At 71.4% G+C, this 16,876-nt stretch carries 15 protein-coding genes; 5 read left to right on the forward strand and 10 right to left on the reverse strand.

Annotated elements, in window-relative coordinates; all coding sequences use genetic code 11:
- Positions 1 to 268 precede the first annotated feature (268 nt).
- Positions 269 to 718 (reverse strand): NUDIX hydrolase, encoded by a 450-nt coding sequence (locus tag OKJ99_RS38830; RefSeq protein ID WP_326023139.1) that lies wholly within the window; start codon positions 716 to 718, stop codon positions 269 to 271.
- A 214-nt stretch (positions 719 to 932) separates the two neighbouring features.
- Here OKJ99_RS38830 and OKJ99_RS38835 point away from each other — a divergent pair, with 214 nt between their 5' ends.
- Positions 933 to 4,250: a S8 family serine peptidase gene (locus tag OKJ99_RS38835; RefSeq protein ID WP_326023140.1), complete on the forward strand. Its 3,318-nt coding sequence runs from the start codon at positions 933 to 935 to the stop codon at positions 4,248 to 4,250.
- Between the two features lie 258 nt (positions 4,251 to 4,508).
- Here the strand turns inward: OKJ99_RS38835 and OKJ99_RS38840 are convergent, their stop codons facing one another.
- Together OKJ99_RS38840 and OKJ99_RS38845 are read right to left on the reverse strand one after the other, a co-directional pair.
- Positions 4,509 to 5,198: a hypothetical protein gene (locus OKJ99_RS38840; RefSeq protein WP_326023141.1), complete on the reverse strand. Its 690-nt coding sequence runs from the start codon at positions 5,196 to 5,198 to the stop codon at positions 4,509 to 4,511.
- 1 nt (position 5,199) lies between these two features.
- Positions 5,200 to 5,715 carry a sigma-70 family RNA polymerase sigma factor gene (locus OKJ99_RS38845; RefSeq protein WP_326023142.1) on the reverse strand — a complete coding sequence of 172 codons (516 nt, stop codon included), beginning with the start codon at positions 5,713 to 5,715 and terminating at the stop codon, positions 5,200 to 5,202.
- Positions 5,716 to 5,903: 188 nt separating this feature from the next.
- Between OKJ99_RS38845 and OKJ99_RS38850 the strand changes: the two genes are divergently transcribed.
- Positions 5,904 to 6,923 (forward strand): aspartate-semialdehyde dehydrogenase, encoded by a 1,020-nt coding sequence (locus OKJ99_RS38850; protein WP_326023143.1) that lies wholly within the window; start codon positions 5,904 to 5,906, stop codon positions 6,921 to 6,923.
- Positions 6,924 to 6,950: 27 nt separating this feature from the next.
- On the opposite strand, the gene OKJ99_RS38855 is transcribed toward OKJ99_RS38850, so the two are convergent.
- A complete protein-coding gene (locus OKJ99_RS38855) occupies positions 6,951 to 7,130 on the reverse strand; it encodes a ribbon-helix-helix domain-containing protein (RefSeq protein WP_326023144.1) in 180 nt (59 codons plus the stop codon).
- 40 nt (positions 7,131 to 7,170) lie between these two features.
- Positions 7,171 to 7,677 (reverse strand): DUF1203 domain-containing protein, encoded by a 507-nt coding sequence (locus OKJ99_RS38860; protein WP_326023145.1) that lies wholly within the window; start codon positions 7,675 to 7,677, stop codon positions 7,171 to 7,173.
- 124 nt (positions 7,678 to 7,801) lie between these two features.
- Between OKJ99_RS38860 and pepN the strand changes: the two genes are divergently transcribed.
- Both pepN and OKJ99_RS38870 read left to right on the forward strand, forming a co-directional pair.
- Positions 7,802 to 10,375 (forward strand): aminopeptidase N, encoded by a 2,574-nt coding sequence (pepN, locus tag OKJ99_RS38865; RefSeq protein ID WP_326023146.1) that lies wholly within the window; start codon positions 7,802 to 7,804, stop codon positions 10,373 to 10,375.
- A 47-nt stretch (positions 10,376 to 10,422) separates the two neighbouring features.
- Entirely contained in the window at positions 10,423 to 10,650 is a 228-nt protein-coding gene (locus OKJ99_RS38870) for a DUF6332 family protein (protein ID WP_326023147.1), read from the forward strand.
- A gap of 22 nt (positions 10,651 to 10,672) precedes the next feature.
- Here OKJ99_RS38870 and alc read toward each other — a convergent pair whose 3' ends face one another.
- Positions 10,673 to 11,812, reverse strand: coding sequence for an allantoicase (alc, locus tag OKJ99_RS38875; RefSeq protein WP_326023148.1), 1,140 nt, complete (start codon positions 11,810 to 11,812; stop codon positions 10,673 to 10,675).
- Between the two features lie 84 nt (positions 11,813 to 11,896).
- Positions 11,897 to 12,820 (reverse strand): LysR family transcriptional regulator, encoded by a 924-nt coding sequence (locus tag OKJ99_RS38880; protein WP_326023149.1) that lies wholly within the window; start codon positions 12,818 to 12,820, stop codon positions 11,897 to 11,899.
- Positions 12,821 to 12,864: 44 nt separating this feature from the next.
- On the opposite strand from OKJ99_RS38880, the gene OKJ99_RS38885 reads away from it, so the two are divergent.
- Complete coding sequence (locus tag OKJ99_RS38885) at positions 12,865 to 13,329, forward strand: GNAT family N-acetyltransferase (RefSeq protein WP_326023150.1); 465 nt, start codon at positions 12,865 to 12,867, stop codon at positions 13,327 to 13,329.
- A 3-nt stretch (positions 13,330 to 13,332) separates the two neighbouring features.
- Here the strand turns inward: OKJ99_RS38885 and OKJ99_RS38890 are convergent, their stop codons facing one another.
- The 3 genes from OKJ99_RS38890 to OKJ99_RS38900 all read right to left on the reverse strand — a co-directional run bounded on the left by OKJ99_RS38890 (position 13,333) and on the right by OKJ99_RS38900 (position 16,815).
- Positions 13,333 to 14,268, reverse strand: coding sequence for an arsenic resistance protein (locus OKJ99_RS38890; protein ID WP_326023168.1), 936 nt, complete (start codon positions 14,266 to 14,268; stop codon positions 13,333 to 13,335).
- Between the two features lie 540 nt (positions 14,269 to 14,808).
- Complete coding sequence (locus OKJ99_RS38895; RefSeq protein WP_326023151.1) at positions 14,809 to 15,792, reverse strand: alpha/beta hydrolase; 984 nt, start codon at positions 15,790 to 15,792, stop codon at positions 14,809 to 14,811.
- A 48-nt stretch (positions 15,793 to 15,840) separates the two neighbouring features.
- Positions 15,841 to 16,815 carry a DMT family transporter gene (locus OKJ99_RS38900; RefSeq protein ID WP_326023152.1) on the reverse strand — a complete coding sequence of 325 codons (975 nt, stop codon included), beginning with the start codon at positions 16,813 to 16,815 and terminating at the stop codon, positions 15,841 to 15,843.
- Positions 16,816 to 16,876: the final 61 nt, after the last annotated feature.

Genomic DNA, 16,876 nt, shown 5'->3' on the forward strand with positions numbered 1-16,876 from the left:
CGGGTGGCGGGAGATGGCCGGCGGCAGACCACCCCGAACAGCCGGGACACACCAACCCCCTGCGGACGGGTGGGCACGCCAATCCCCTATGGACGGGTGGGCACATCAAGCCCTGCGGACAGGTGAGCCAAATCAAGCCCCTGCGGCGATTGAGCAGCGGGGTCCGGGGCGGAGCCCCGTGGCCGGGGGACGGTCGACCGTCACGCGCGGACGTGGCCAAGAGACGGTCGACCGTCACGCGCGGACGTGGCCAGGAGACGGGTGGGCGCTACGCGCGGACGTGGCCGCTCCTCGGCCGCTCACGCCACAAGTCCATCCCCACATCCACCAGTTCCACCCTCGGCAGCTCCTGGACCGCCGCGAGGTCATGCCAAGCCGCCATGTCCGTAGAGCCGTTCTCCTCGTGCCGCAGCGCGCCGCCGATGATCGCCCCTTCGTAGACGAGCCGCAGACCGTGGAAGTCGGCCATCTTGCCGAGCTTGCGGGGGTAGCGCCGCAGCACGGAGTGAACGCCGAGGAGCGCGACCGGGTCGACGACGTACCCCGTCTCCTCGTCGACCTCACGGATCACCGTGTCGTAGGGATCCTCCCCGTGGTCCATGCCACCACCCGGCAGAGTCCACCGCTTGCTACCGTCCCCCGCGACCCAGCGGGCGAGCAACACCTGCTCCTCTCTGACGCACACGGCGTAGGCCGCCACCCTCAGCTCTTTGTTCATCCCCTGACGCTAGAGGCATCCGCGCTCCGGTGCAGGTGTTACGCGCCTTGCCGGTCCCGTCACGGTTTGGGCGGGATGACGCATGGCGGAAGTACGCCATGGCGAGTTCCCGGCTCGGGCAACTCTCCCCAAACTGTGGTCACTTGCGTAAAGCTGAGCGGTCATCCGGCACCGAAATCCGGATTCCTTTCTCCATTTACGTACAGGGATGCTGATGACCACCGATCCCCAGCGCGCACCCATATCCGGCGCGAGACGCGCGGCCCGGCTCGCGGCGGCCGCGGGACTCGTGGCCGCGCTCACCGCGACCGGGCCGATACCCATGGCCTTCGCCGCGGACGCGGACCCCGCCCCCGCGCCCAAGTCCGCGAGCGACAAGCTCGGCGCGCACGACGCCGAACTGCTCGCCGACGCCAAGGCCGACGGCACGAAGAACGTGACCATGATGGTCGCGACCACTCCCGGCAGCACCGAGCAGGTCGCGGAGCAGCTCGACGCCGTCAAGGGCGGCTCCGTGGGCCGCACCTACGACAAGCTCGGCTACGTACGGGCGACCGTGCCGACGGGCCGCGCCGAATCCGCGATCAGGTCCGCCGAGAAGCTCGGCTCCGTGCGCGGCATCGACCTGCGCCAGGAGATCGCGCTCGACGACCCGACGCCGGCCGCCGACACCGCCAAGGGCGCGAAAGCCTCCGCGGCCAAGGCCACCGACTCGTACAGCGGTCCCGGCAAGGACACCCCCGCGAAGAACCCGTACAACCCGTCCTTCGAGACGGGCGCCGTGGACTTCGTGAAGCAGCACCCGAAGGCGGACGGCCGCGGCACCACCATCGGCATCCTCGACTCGGGTGTCGACCTCGGCCACCCGGCGCTCCAGAAGACCACGACCGGCGAGCGCAAGATCGTCGACTGGGTCACGGCGACCGACCCGATCGTGGACGGCGACGCGACGTGGCGCCCGATGGTCACCGCGGTGACCGGGCCCACGTTCACGTACGGCGGCCGCACCTGGAAGGCGGCTTCGGGCTCGTACGGCATCAGCACCTTCGCGGAGTCCGCCACGGCCGGCGGCGACGCGAAGGGCGACGCGAACCGGGACGGCGACACCACCGACAAGTGGGGCGTGCTGTACGACGCGGCCAAGGGGACGGTGACCGTCGACCTCAACGACAACGGCGACTTCACCGACGACACCCCGATGAAGCCGTACAAGGACGGCTACCAGGTCGGCTACTTCGGCAAGGACAACCCGTCCACCGACGTCGTCGAGCGGCAGCCGTTCGTGGTCGAGGTCCGCAAGGACGTCCCCATGGACCCGTACGGCGGCGACTGGGTCGGCAAGAAGGCCGACTTCGTCAACATCGGCGTCATCGAGTCCGAGCACGGCACGCACGTCGCGGGCATCACCGCGGCCAACGGCCTGTTCGGCAACAAGAACATGAACGGTGCCGCGCCCGGCGCCAAGCTGGTCTCCTCGCGGGCCTGCACCTGGACCGGCGGCTGCACCAACGTCGCGCTCACCGAGGGCATGATCGACCTCGTGACGAAGCGCGGCGTCGACATCGTCAACATGTCGATCGGCGGGCTCCCCGCGCTGAACGACGGCGCCAACGCCCGCGCCCTGCTCTACACGCGCCTCATCGACGAGTACGGCGTCCAGCTGGTGATCTCGGCGGGCAACTCGGGCCCCGGCGCGAACACCATCGGCGACCCCGGCCTCGCGGACAAGGTGCTGTCCATCGGCGCCACCATCTCGAAGGACACCTGGGCCTCCAACTACGGCTCCCAGGTCGAGAAGCCGTACGCGATGATGCCGTTCTCCTCGCGCGGCCCGCGTGAGGACGGCGGCTTCGCGCCGCTGATCTCGGCCCCCGGCGCCTCCATCAACTCCACCCAGACCTGGCTGCCGGGTTCGCCGACCCCGGAGGCGGGCTACTCGCTTCCCGCCGGCTACTCGATGCTCCAGGGCACCTCGATGGCCTCCCCGCAGGCGGCGGGCGCGAGCGCGCTGCTGATCTCGGCGGCCAAGCAGCAGAAGGTGTCGCTGACCCCGGCGAAGCTGCGCACCGCGCTCACCTCGACCGCGAAGCACATTTCGGGGGAACAGGCGTACGCGGAGGGCACGGGCCTCATCGACATCGTCGACGCGTGGGATTCCATTGAGGACAAGGCGAGCGCTCACACGTACACGGTGAAGGCGCCGGTCGACACGGCCCTCGACTACGCGTTGAAGACGCCGGGCTTCGGCACGGGCGTCTACGACCGTGAGGGCGGCCTGAAGGCGGGCCAGAAGAAGACGTACGAGGTCACCGTCACACGTACGTCGGGCTCGTCGAAGCCGGTGGCGCACAAGCTGTCGCTGAAGAACAACTCGGGTGACACGTTCTCGCTGGTCGGTTCGAGCACCGTCAGCCTGCCGCTGAACAAGCCGGTCACCGTGAAGGTGCAGGCGAAGCCGGCGTCGGCCGGTCTGCGCAGCGCGATCCTGCGCGTCGACGACCCGAAGACCGAGGGCGTCGACCAGCAGATCATGGCGACGGTCGTCGTCTCGTCGCCGCTCAAGTACACGTACCAGGCGAAGGGTTCGGTGCAGCGCAACAGCGTGAAGTCGTACTTCGTGACGGTGCCGAAGGGCGCGAAGTCCCTTGAGGCGCGGATGAGCGGGCTCGCCGCGAAGAGCCAGACCCGGTTCATCTCCATCCACCCGTACGGCGTTCCGGTCGACTCGACGTCGACGCCGGACTGCTACCCGAACTACGGGGACGGCTCGGGCAACGGCTGCCGTCCCGACCTGCGTTCGTACGACGCGCCGCAGGCGGGCGTCTGGGAGATCGAGGTCGAGTCGCGGCGTACGTCGCCGCTGCTCGACAACCCGTACACGCTGGACGTCGCCGTGCTCGGCGCGGACTTCGACCCGGCGGTGCAGACGCTGCCCGAGGCGAAGGTGGGCACGCCCGCCGACGTCTCGTGGAAGGTGGCGAACAAGTTCGCGGCCATCAGCGGCGGCAAGCTGCAGGGTGGGGCGCTCGGCTCCTCGAAGACGACGCGGCCGACGATCGCGGGCGGGGCCTCGCAGACGTCGACCGTCGAGGTGCCCGAGGGTGCCGACAAGCTCGACGTCACGATCGGCAACGTCTCGGACTCGGCCGCCGACCTCGACCTCACGGTCCTCGACGCGGCGGGCAAGGTCGTCGGCTCCTCGGCCGACGGTGACTCCGAGGAGTCCGTGAGCATCGCGAAGCCGGCCGCCGGTACGTACACGGTGCAGGTCGACGGGTACTCGGTGCCGTCCGGCTCGACGGAGTACGACTACGTCGACGTCTTCTTCGCGCCCTCGCTGGGCACGGTGAAGGTCGACGAGTCGAAGCCGGTGTCGCTGGCGACCGGGGCGTCGACGTCCGTCGCCGCGCAGATCGTCGCGGGGGCCGCGGCGCCCGAGGGGCGGGAGTTCTTCGGGCAGGTGCGGTTGCTGAACGAGCGCGGGGTTGCCGCGGGCGTCGGTAGCGTGAAGATCGAGAAGGTCACGTCCTAGCCTCTGGCTGAACGCGATCTGGGGGGGGCGGTCACCTTCGGGTGGCCGCCCCTCCGTCATGAACGCCACGGGGCTCCGCCCCGGACCCCGCGCCTCAATCGCCGGCGGGGCTGGAAAGACCGGGACGCTGCCCCGGACCCCGCTGCTCAATCGCCGCAGGGGCTGAACATGAGCGGCTCCGTTCGCCACCTCGCCTTGGGCAATCTGCCGCCTTGGGCGGCAGGGTGGGCAAGGCGGCACCCCGGTGCCGCGCAACGGTCACGACGGCCCCGGGCACGTCACGCTTCGGGCTTGCGGCAACCACCGCAGGATGTCCGCACGGGCCTCGGCCACGTCCCGGCCCGTCTTCCAGTCCTGCCGGTCGGCCGGACGCAGCGGCACCCGGATCAACGTGTACGTCCCCGGCCGCAGATCGTGCTCGGCCGCGCCGTCGAGCGTCACCGCCATCGTGGGGTGCGTGCGCGCCGACCGTTCGGGGCGGTAGTAGCGCTTGACGTCGAGGACGACCCGTACGTCCCCGTCGGCGCGCGGCGTGACCCTGGTCACCCGGCCCTCCACCAGGATCCGCGAACACGCGATGCGCATCGCGTGCGAGGAGGCGGACTTTCCGCCGTCCTGGGCCGCCGACTTGTCGGACGCGCCCGAGTCCTCGCCGCCTCCCGGCGCGCTCACCCCGAGCCACACCAGACCACCGAAGAGCGAGGCGACGCACGCCACGACGAGCCCGCCGAAGGCGAGCCGCAGCGGACGGCGGCGTCGCACCGGCACCCGCACCGGCTCCGGCTCCCGCTCCGGGCGGGACGCCAGCGCGTCGCCGAGGCCCCGTACCTGGTCCCGCAGCAGCGCGACATCCGCCGCGACCGCCGCCGCGTCGGGGTCGTCGTCCGGCAGCGGCTCCCCGGTCACGGCCAGCATCAGCAGCCGGTCGTCGGACGAAGCGTCGTTCACGTCACACCACCTCCCCTTCGCGCAGCCGCACCCGCAGCATCCGCACCGCCGTGTGCAGGCGGCTCTTGACGGTGCCCTCGGGCACGCCCAGTTCCAGCGCGATGTCCCGCACGGGCAGATCCGCGTAGAAGCGGAGCACCACCACCTGCCGCTGCTCGTCCGGGAGCTGGTCGAGGCCCTGGGCCACGGCGAGGGAGAGGACACGGGTGTCGGCCGCGTCGCGGGTGTCCTCCTGGCGCAGCGCGGCGAGCCGCTCGCCAAGGCGTTCCTGGCGGCGCCGCGCCCGGTGCCAGTCCATGGCGAGGTTCGAGGCGACGACCGCCGCCCAGGCCGAGACGTCGCGGGGCGCCTCCTGCCCCTTCGCCGCCCGCTCAAGGAGGCGCAGGCGCACCTGCTGCACGCCGTCCGGCAGATCCGCGTACGGCACGCCCCCCAGCGACAGCACGGCCCGCACCCGGTCCTCGACGGCGGCGTCCAGGGGGTCGTCGGGACGACCCCTCGGTTTTCTGCGCAGCACTCGGCGCCTCCCCTCCCCGCGTACGTCCTACGACGCCGCGGAGGCCGGAAACGTTCACGCGAAACTGTGGCCATCGCCATACCGTCCCGGACCGCGGACAATGGATTGGACAAGCCGGGCGTGGACAGACGCATCATGGACACACCCGCAGGCCGGACGGCCGCAGCACGGAATCACGGAGGAACCCTGTGAAGGTCGGAATCGTCGGAGCCACCGGTCAGGTCGGCACGGTCATGCGCAAGATCCTCGTCGAGCGGGAGTTCCCGATCGACGAGCTGCGCCTGTTCGCCTCGGCCCGGAGCGCCGGCAAGGTGCTGGACGGCGTGACGATCGAGGACGCGTCGACGGCCGACTACAGCGGCCTCGACATCGTGCTGTTCTCCGCAGGTGGCGCCACCTCCAAGGCCCTCGCCGAGAAGGTCGCCGCCCAGGGTCCCGTCGTGATCGACAACTCTTCGGCCTGGCGCAAGGACCCCGAGGTCCCGCTCGTCGTCTCCGAGGTCAACCCGCACGCGATCGCGAACCGCCCCAAGGGCATCATCGCGAACCCGAACTGCACGACGATGGCCGCGATGCCGGTGCTTCGCCCCCTGCACGACGAGGCGGGCCTGGAGGCCCTGACGGTCGCCACGTACCAGGCGGTGTCGGGGTCCGGTCTCGCGGGCGTGGCCGAGCTGCACGGCCAGGCGCAGAAGGTGATCGCGGAGGCCGACAAGCTGACGCACGACGGCGGGGCGGTCGACTTCCCCGAGCCGGACGTGTACGCCCGCCCCATCGCCTTCAATGTCCTCCCCATGGCGGGCGCGATCGTCGACGACGGCCTGAACGAGACGGACGAGGAGCAGAAGCTCCGCAACGAGTCCCGCAAGATCCTGGAGATCCCGGAGCTGAAGGTCTCGGGCACCTGCGTGCGCGTCCCGGTCTTCTCCGGCCACTCCCTCCAGGTCAACGCCCGCTTCGCCCGCCCGATCAGCCCGGAGCGCGCCACGGAGCTTCTCGGTGCCGCCCCCGGCGTCGAGCTCTCCGACATCCCGACGCCGCTTCAGGCCGCCGGCAAGGACCCGTCGTACGTGGGCCGCATCCGCAACGACGAGACGCTGGAGAACGGCCTGGCGCTGTTCATCTCCAACGACAACCTCCGCAAGGGCGCCGCGCTGAACGCGGTGCAGATCGCGGAGCTGGTCGCGCAGGAACTGTCGGCCAAGTAGTCCGCTGTACGCAGCCCAAGGGGGCGGTCACCGTTCGAGGTGACCGCCCCCTTCGCGTACGTCGTCGGACTGCGCCACGCGCGCCCGCAACAGCTCGACGGCGGCGCGGAGCGCGGCGGACCGCGACGTGAGCCCGTTCGACGCCACGTACGCGTCGATGAAGGCGATGTCGTCCTCGGGCAGATCCAGATCCAGGCTGATCTCCATGGCAGCGAGCCTGCCAGGTGGCGCGGACGGACGCGGACGGTCAGGGTCGCCGCACCGCAAAGTGGTAACACCCGTACTCCAGCGCCCGTACGTGCACGTGCACCACACGCGGGTCACCGAACGCCTCGTCGAAGGCGGCGTCGAAGCCGGCCGTCGTCTCCTGAGGGATCTCCAGGAGCGCGCCGCCGACGATGTGCCCGCGGGCGTCGTAGCGCCGGACGGTGCGCCGCGCGCCGGGCCGGTCGAAGGGGTAGCGGTCCTCCGGTGCGTAACCGCCGCAGTCCTCGGCGTGGATGAAGACCGGGCCCTGCTCGTCGTACGCGCCGGGGGTCGCGCCCGTCTCGGCCGCCCAGCGGCGCAGCGGGGCGTACGAGACGAGGGCGACGCGCTCGCCCTCGGCGATGGGGCGCAGGCAACAGCGCAGCGGCGAGCCGACCGAGGCGTCCCCGGTCGCGGTGAACGGGCGCATGGCGCGGCCCGCGTCGTCGGTGGCGCGGAGTTCCTTGAGGGCGGTCGGGTCGATGGGAAGTGCGGTGTACCTGGTCATGGCTCCACCGTCGCTCCGGTCGCGCGTGTTCACCGGCGGGAAACGGACATCGCCTTCGCGTACCCCGCGTGGAAGGATGACCGGAAACGTCGCAAACGTAGACCGCTTAATAGGAGATGACCGCGTGCCTGGCACCAATCTGACCCGTGAAGAGGCGCAGCAGCGGGCGAAGCTGCTCACCGTTGACTCGTACGAGATCGATCTCGACCTCTCCGGCGCGCAGGAGGGCGGCACGTTCCGGTCGGCGACCACCGTGCGCTTCGACAGCGCGGAGGCGGGCGCCGAATCGTTCATCGATCTCGTCGCCGACGCCGTGCACGAGGTGGTGCTCAATGGCCGTTCGCTCGATGTCGCCGCCGTCTTCCGTGACGCGCGCATCGCGCTGAAGCACCTGGAGGCGGGGCCGAACGAGCTGAGGGTCGTCGCCGACTGCGCGTACACGAACACGGGTGAGGGACTGCACCGCTTCGTCGACCCCGTCGACCAACAGGCGTACCTGTACACGCAGTTCGAGGTTCCGGACGCCCGTCGCGTGTTCGCCTCGTTCGAGCAGCCCGACCTCAAGGGCGCGTTCCGGTTCACGGTGAAGGCGCCCAGCGGCTGGACCGTGATCTCCAACTCGCCGACGCCGGAGCCGAAGGACGACGTCTGGGCCTTCGAGCCGACGCCGCGCATCTCGACGTACATCACGGCGCTGATCGCCGGCCCGTACCACTCGGTGCACTCCTCGTACGAGAACGCCGAGACCGGGCAGAGCGTGCCGCTCGCCATCTACTGCCGGCCCTCGCTCGCCGAGTTCCTCGACTCGGACGCGATCTTCGAGGTGACGCGGCAGGGCTTCGACTGGTTCCAGGAGAAGTTCGACTACGCGTACCCCTTCGCCAAGTACGACCAGCTGTTCGTCCCCGAGTTCAATGCCGGGGCCATGGAGAACGCGGGCGCCGTCACCATCCGCGACCAGTACGTGTTCCGGTCGAAGGTGACCGACGCCGCGTACGAGGTGCGGGCCGCGACGATCCTGCACGAGCTGGCCCACATGTGGTTCGGCGACCTGGTCACCATGGAGTGGTGGAACGACCTGTGGCTGAACGAGTCGTTCGCCACCTTCGCCGAGGCAGCCTGCCAGGCGTACGCGCCGGGCTCGAAGTGGCCGCACTCGTGGACGACGTTCGCCAACCAGATGAAGACGTGGGCGTACCGGCAGGACCAACTGCCGTCCACGCACCCGATCATGGCGGACATCAGCGACCTCGACGACGTGCTCGTCAACTTCGACGGCATCACGTACGCGAAGGGCGCGAGCGTCCTGAAGCAGCTCGTCGCGTACGTCGGCATGGACGAGTTCTTCCAGGGCGTGCAGGCGTACTTCAAGCGCCACGCGTTCGGGAACACGCGGCTGAGCGATCTGCTCGGCGCCCTTGAGGAGACCAGCGGGCGTGACCTGAAGGCCTGGTCGAAGGCGTGGCTGGAGACGGCCGGCATCAACATCCTGCGCCCGGAGATCGAGACCGACGCCGCCGGCGTCATCACCTCGTTCGCCGTCCGCCAGGAGGCCCCCGCACTGCCCGAGGGCGCCAAGGGCGAGGCGACGCTGCGCCCGCACCGCATCGCGATCGGCTTCTACGACCTCGACGACGACAGCGGCAAGCTGCTGCGCGGCGAGCGCGTCGAACTCGACGTCACGGCGACGGAGTCGACGCAGGTGCCGCAGCTGGTCGGCAAGCGCCGCCCCGCGGTGATCCTGCTCAACGACGACGACCTGTCGTACGCGAAGGTCCGCCTCGACGAGGACTCCCTCGCCGTCGTCACCCAGCACCTCGGCGACTTCGAGGCCTCGCTGCCGCGCGCGCTGTGCTGGGCCTCCGCCTGGGACATGACGCGGGACGCGGAGCTGTCGACGAGCGCGTACCTGGACCTGGTGCTCAGCGGGGTCGGCAAGGAGTCCGACATCGGCGTCGTGCAGTCCCTGCACCGCCAGGTGAAGCTCGCCATCGACCTGTACGCGGCGCCGGCCCACCGGGACGCGCTGCTCACCCGCTGGACCGAGGCGGCGCTCACCCACCTGCGAACGGCGGAGGCGGGCAGCGACCACCAGCTGGCGTGGGCCCGCGCGTTCGCGGCCAGCGCCCGCACGCCGCAGCAACTCGACCTGCTTGTCGCCCTGTTGGAGGGCCGTGAGTCGATCGAGGGGCTGGCCGTGGACACCGAGCTGCGCTGGGCGTTCGTCCAGCGTCTCGCGGCGACCGGGCGCTACGACGAGTCGGAGATCGCCGCGGAGTACGAGCGGGACCGGACGGCGGCCGGTGAGCGGCACGCCGCCAGCGCCCGCGCGGCGCGGCCGACCCCGGAGGCGAAGGCGGAGGCGTGGGCCTCGGTCGTCGACTCTGACAAGCTGCCGAACGCGGTGCAGGAGGCGGTGATCGGCGGCTTCGTCCAGACCGACCAGCGCGAACTGCTCGCGCCGTACACGGAGAAGTACTTCGCGGCGCTGAAGTCCGTCTGGGACTCCCGCTCCCACGAGATGGCGCAGCAGATCGCGATCGGCCTCTACCCGTCGATCCAGGTCTCGCAGGAGACGCTGGCCGCCACGGACGCATGGCTGTCGTCGGCCGAGCCGAGCGCGGCACTGCGCCGCCTGGTGTCGGAGTCGCGGGCGGGCGTGGAGCGCGCGCTGAAGGCGCAGAGCGCGGACGTATAGCGACTGAGCCCGGTCCCCGTGCCCCCACCTCGTGTGAGACTGGGCGCATGGGGGCCGGGCGGGAATCGCGGGTGGAGAAGGACGCGATGACGGTGGAGATCGTCTACGCGTTGGTGAGCGGTGCGGTGATCGGCGCTGTGGTGACCTTGGTCGCCGTCGCGATCCTCACGGTGCCGCTCACGCCGTACGGGGCGGCGCTCGGCGGCCTCGTCGGCGTGGCACACATCGTGCGTGTGCTGCGCCGGTTCGACCGGGAGCGCCGCCTCGGGCGGTGAATCCCCGTACGTATGAGGGCGGTTACTGCGTGAAGCGGTCGCGGAGCGCCTCGCGGCCCGCCTCCGTCAGCGACCCGTGCACGCGCATCCGGGCCACGCCCCCGTCGGGGAACGCGTCGAGGCGTACGTGGGTGGCCACGGCCTCCTCGGGAAGCGGGAAGCGGTGCAGGGTGTCGGGCTCCAGCTTGGTGCGGGGGATGATCTCGAACCACTCGCCGGTCTCGCCGTCGCGGCCGCTCAGCGCGATCCAGCCGGCCGAGTTGCCCTTCAGGTACGCCGTGTCGATCTCCACGGCGCGGATGGTGCCCTGCGCGGCGAGGCGGAAGCGGACCCAGTCGTTGGTGCCGCGGACACGGCGGCGGCGGTTCTCCCAGCCGTCGTCCATCTTCTGCGACGTGCCCGGCAGGATGATCTGCGTCGGCGAGGAGTAGAACTTGTCGGACGCGTCCTCGTAGGAACCGCCGTTGAGCACCGAGGCCAGGTCGAACGTGCCGAGCAGGTCCAGCCACTCGGGGTCAGGGACGACCTCACCGTGCACGCGGAGGCGGGCGATGCCGCCGTCGGGGTGCTGGCAGACGCGGAGGTGCGTGTAGCGGCGCTCCGACGTGATGGTGAAGGCGTTCGCCGCGTGGCCCTTGACCCGGCTCTTCGGGACGATCTCCTCCCACTTCACGTCGTCGGCGAGCAGCTCCGCGGGGCCGGGCGAGCCGGCCACGTTCGTCGCCTGGATGCTCACCTTCTGCGGGTAGTTGCCGCGGAAGTGGGCGGTGTCGACGATCACGCCACGGATGACGCCGGGCGCGCCGAGCCGCACGATGGCCCAGTCGTGCTCCTCCGGTGCCGGGAACGGGGAGTCCGCAGTCCCCCTCCGCCTGCGGGTCTCCCAGCCGTCCATGACCTTGCCCTTGTGCCCGAAGTGCTCCGGGTCGAACACCGCACGGTGGCGCAGCAGCAGGTTCTCGCGCATCGCGAAGAACTCGTCGTTCGCGGCGATGACTCCGCCGCCGAGCCGCCGGTCGGCGAGGTCGACGAGCTCGGTGAACGTGTCGGCGTCACCGAAGGTGCGGTAGTCGGCGTACGGGTCGCCGCCTCCGTAGGGGGCGGCGTCGTTGGCGTGCGGGTCCTGGTCCTGGGCGTCCTGGGCGGGTGTCGTCTGGGTCATGGGCCCACTGTCGCGCGCGACAAGCCGAAGGTCCATCGAAAGTTTTCGATGTGGCCTTTCAGTGGAGCTGAACAATCGGCACGGTCAGTTCTGCTGACCGGTCAGGGCTTCCAGTACGCGCCGCACCGCCGTCCCCTCCTCCGAACCCTTCCGTACGGCCGCCACCACATGCCGTACGGGACGGTCCGCGCCGAGCGGGCACATCACGACGCCGTCCCGGCGCGCCGCCGCCATCCGCGGCACCAGCGCGACGCCCATCCCGGCCTCGACCATGGCGAGGATCGCGGTCCACCCGGCCGCGCTGTGCGCCTGCTCCGGCACGAACCCGGCGGCCTCGCACGCGGCCGTCGTGATCTCCGACCATGGCCCGGACCCGCCGAAGATCCACGGCTCACCGGCGAGATCGGCGAGCCGCAGGCCCGGCTCGCCCGCCAACGGGTGCCCCACCGGCAGCGCGACGTCCAGCGGGTCGGCGAGCAGCGGCACCCGCGTGAACTTGGGGTCACGGGGCGTCGGCGCGTGCGCGGCCAGCGACAGGGCGAGGTCCACGTCGCCGGTGGCGAGCAGCTCGTACGCCTGCCCGGCCTCCGCCTCCCGCACCCGGACGGTGATGCCGGGGTGCGCCGAGCGCAGCTGCCGCACGGCGGGCACCACGAGCGCGGGCACGGCGGTGGAGAACGCGGCGACCCGCACCGTCCCCGTCTCCCCGTGCACCCACTGCGCCAACTCGGCGTCGGCGCGCTCCAGTTGGGCGAAGACGACCTCCGCGTGCCGCAGTACGAGCTGCGCGGCGTCGGTAAGGCGTACCCGCCGCCCCTGCGCCTCCAGGAGCGGCACGCCGAGCTGCTTGGCGAGGTTGGTGAGCTGCTGCGAGACGGCGGACGGCGTCATGTGCAGCGTCTGCGCGGTGGCCGTGACGGTGCCGCACTCCCGCAGGGTGCGCAGGATCACCAGCTTCTTCAGGTCCCACCGGTCGGGCCCCGGCACTCGCTTCTCACTACTGCTCATACGCCACAACGTATCCGCTCGCGCGGCGGTTCTAGGCTCGCCTCATGGCACACTCCGCGCACCTCCGCCCGGCCCGCCCCGAAGAGGCGGCGCAGCTGTCGGCCCTCGCCCTGCGCTCGAAGGCGCACTGGGGCTACGACGAGGCGTTCATGGCCGCGTGTGTGGACGAGCTGACGCTGCCCCCTTCCGAGGTCACGCGCCGCCGCACGACCGTCGCCGAGGACGGGGACGGCCGGCTCCTCGGCCTGGTGACGCTCGAAGGGGCGCCGCCGGTGGGCGAGCTGGGCCTGATGTTCGTGGACCCCGACGCGATCGGCCTCGGGGTGGGCCGGCTCCTCTTCGAGCACATGCGGGACGCGGCGCGCGAGGCCGGGTTCAGGAAGGTGAGCTGGGCGGCGGACCCGAACGCGGTCCCGTTCTACGAGGCGATGGGCGGGCGGCACGCGGGGGTGATCCCGTCGGGCTCGGTCCCGGGGCGCACGCTTCCCTTGATGGAGCTGTCATTGTGACGGTCAGGCGAGCAGCCGCGGGACCGCCCGTACGTAGATCACCATGCCGACGACCTCGACCAATGTCTGGGTGACGACCACGACCGCGGCGACGGCCAGGGGGTCCGGCAGGGACAGGGCGAGGGGCAGGACGACGAGGGAGTTGCGGGTGGCGCCGGTGAACACGACCGCCCGGCCGGAGGGCACGTCGAGCCGGTAGAGGCGGGCCACGGCGCGGCCCGCGAACGCCATGACCAGCAGGAACAGCGCGTAGAACGGCACCACGCGCGCCACGTCCCCGGCGTTGTCGTCCAGCTCGGGGATCTGGGAGGCGACGACGGTCAGCAGGGTGGCGGCCATCAGCGGCACCATCGTGACGCCCATGGCGTCGGAGAACCGCTGCCCGATCCGGCGGCGGGCGGCCCACGCCTGGGTGAGCCAGGCGAGGGCGAGCGGCACGACGATGAACGTGAGGAAGGCCTCGACGAACGGCCCCGCCGCCACGACGTCGCCAAGACCGGCCCCCATGAACAGGTACAGGTACCCCGGCAGCAGCACCATCTGGGCGAGCAGCAGCAAGGGGGTCGCGGCGAGCAGCCGTTGACTGGCGGCGCCCGCGAGGCCGCTGAAGACGATGACGTAGTCGACGCACGGGCAGAGCAGCACGAGCAGCACACCGAGGCGTACCGCCCGGTCGTCGGGCAGGAACGCGAACATGGCGGCGACGACGAGCGGCACGACGACGAAGTTGACCGTGAGGGCGGCGGCCAGGAAGCGCCCCGCGCGCAGCGACCGGAGCAGCTCCGCGGCGGGGACCTGGAGGAAGGTCACGTAGAGGAGGGCGGCGAGCACGGGGCTGATGGCCCGCTCGAACCCGTTCCCCGCGCCGGGGGCGACGAGCCCGACGATGCCTCCGGCCACCATGGCCCCGAGGTACACCGGCACCTGGTGCCGCTCCATACCTTCGGCCACCCGTTCCCTACGCACCGTACTCACGCCCCGACGGTACCCACACCGGCACCGGCCCCCTGACCACACCGTGGCCGACGCCCCTCGCCCCCGTCACGCGGCACCGGGGTGCCGCCTTGCCCACCCTGCCGCCCAAGGCGGCAGATTGCCCAAGGCGGCGTGGCAGCCCCCCGCGAGGCCGACGCCCCCGGAGGGGGCGGGTGGCGGGAGATGGCCGGCGGCAGACCACCCCGAACAGCCGGGACACACCAACCCCCTGCGGACGGGTGGGCACACCAAGCCCCTGCGGACGGGCGGGCACATCAAGCCCTGTGGACAGGCGGGCACACCAACCCCCTGCGGACGGGTGGCCAAATCAAGCACCGGCGGACAGGTGAGCCAAATCAAGCCCCTGCGGACGGGTGGGCAAATCAAGCCCCTGCGGCGATTGAGCAGCGGGGTCCGGGGCGGAGCCCCGGCCTTTCCAGCCCCGCCGGCGTTTGAGGCGCGGGGTCCGGGGCGGAGCCCCGTGGCGTGGGAACGGGAGGCCGGTCAGCGCAGCTGTCGCAGCCACTCCACCAGCAACCCATTGACCTCCACGGGACGTTCCTGCTGAAGCCAGTGCCCGGCCCCATCGAGAACGTGGGACCCGACAAGCCCCGGCAACGTCTCCGGATACGCGCCGATCGCCTCCGCCAGCCACGTCGTAGACGCATCCCGCCCACCCCCGACGAACAAGGACGGCTGCCCGATCGCCGCCCCGTCGTACGCCGCCAGGTCCTCCCAGTCACGATCCATGTTCCGGTACCGGGCAAGCGCACCACCCATCCCCGTACGCTCGAACTCACCCGCGTACACGTCGAGTTCGGACTCACTCAGCCACCCGGGAAGCCCCGCCGGGAACCGGTCCCGCAGCCGTCCGCCGCGCACGAGGAAGTGCGGGTCACCGGCGTCGGCCCCCGGCATCGTGTCGGCGGACAGCGCCGCGTAGATCCCGGCCAGCCACCCCCGCACGTCCGGCTCGATCTCCGCCTCCGCACGCCCCTGCTCCTGGAAGTACGAGACGTAGAACTCCTCCGCGCCCCCACCCATCCCGGCGAACACCTCACTGGGCCGCGGCCCGCCCCGCGGCGCGTACGGCACGCTCAGCAGCCCGACCGCCCGGAAGACGTCCGGATGGACCAGCGCCGACGTGGCCGCGATGTTCGCGCCCCAGTCGTGGCCGATCACGATCGCCGACTCCTCGCCGAGGGCCCGCACCACGGCGACGTTGTCCTCGACGAGCTCCAGCATCCGGTACGCGGCGATGTCGTCCGGCCGCGACGACCGCCCGTACCCGCGTACGTCGATCGCGACCGCCCGGTATCCGGCGGCGGCGAGCGCCGGGAGCTGGCGCCGCCACGAGTACCAGGACTCGGGGAACCCGTGCAGGAGCAGGACCAGCGGGCCCGAGCCCTGCTCCACGAGGTGGGTGCGGCCCGCCGGCGAGGGCACGAGGCGGTGGATCGGTTCGGGCAGGTCGGACACGTCGGGCATCTCTTCCTCCAACTCCAAGGAACTCCGCGGCACCCTTCGATCCTGCCGCTACGACCGCCCGGCCCCCCGCTTTGTTGCCGGTTCGGCAAATCGTGGCGGGGCGACCGACGCCAGCACCACCCCACCGAGGATCAGCGCCATGCACCCCACCTGCGCCCACCCCATCGACTCCCCGAGGACGACGTACGACAGCGCCGCCACGCACACCGGTTGCAGGTAGTACACGACCCCCGCCCGCGCCGCGCCCACCAGCGCGATCGCCTTGTTCCACGCGAGGAAGGCGACCGCCGAGGACACCACGCCCACGTACAGCAGCGGCAGTGCGGTGCCCGCCCGCACCTCGAAGCCGCCCTGGACCGCCACGCTCGCCGCGTACACGGGCAGCAGCATCAGCGTGCCGAGCACGAAGGTCGCGAACAGGAAGGCGACGCCGCCGAGTTCGCGCGGCTTGCGGCGCAGCAGGGCGCTGTACGAGCCGAAGCAGCCGGCCGCGGCGACCACCCACAGGTCACCGGGCGCGAAGTCGGGCGCGAGGGAGCCCTTGCTCACCAGGAGGACAACTCCCGCGCAGGCAACGAGAGTTCCGGTCACCCGGCGCGCCCCGAGCCGCGCCCCGCCGAGCCGCTCGTACACCGCCATGAGCACCGGCGACGCGGCCATGATCATGCCCATGTTGCCGGCGGAGGTCGTCATGCCGGCCTGGTTGACGAGGGTGTTGTAGGTCGCGATGCCGAGCAGCGAGGCGAGCGCCACGAACCCCAAGTGCCGCCGCAGCACGGCCCGTTCACGCCACGCGGCCCGCGCCCCGAACGGCGCCACCGCCACGATCGCCACCACCCAGCGCCAGAACGCGTGCTGGATCGGCGGCACGCTGTCGTGCAGGCCACGGGCGGTGACGAAGCTGCCGGACCAGACGACCGTGGCGAGCGCGGCGAGCGCGAGGCCGACGCCGAGCCCCCCGGCCGCGCGGCCTGCCGCCGCGCTCGGCTCCACGGGTGTACGGGTACGGTCCAGGACTGCCATCAGGGTCGGGGCCTCTCACGATCGGGTCGGGTTCCGCTGTCCCGCTACCGTCGCAGCGCCC

Source organism: Streptomyces endophyticus (assembly GCF_035798155.1).
In the GTDB taxonomy this organism is placed as follows: domain Bacteria; phylum Actinomycetota; class Actinomycetes; order Streptomycetales; family Streptomycetaceae; genus Streptomyces; species Streptomyces endophyticus.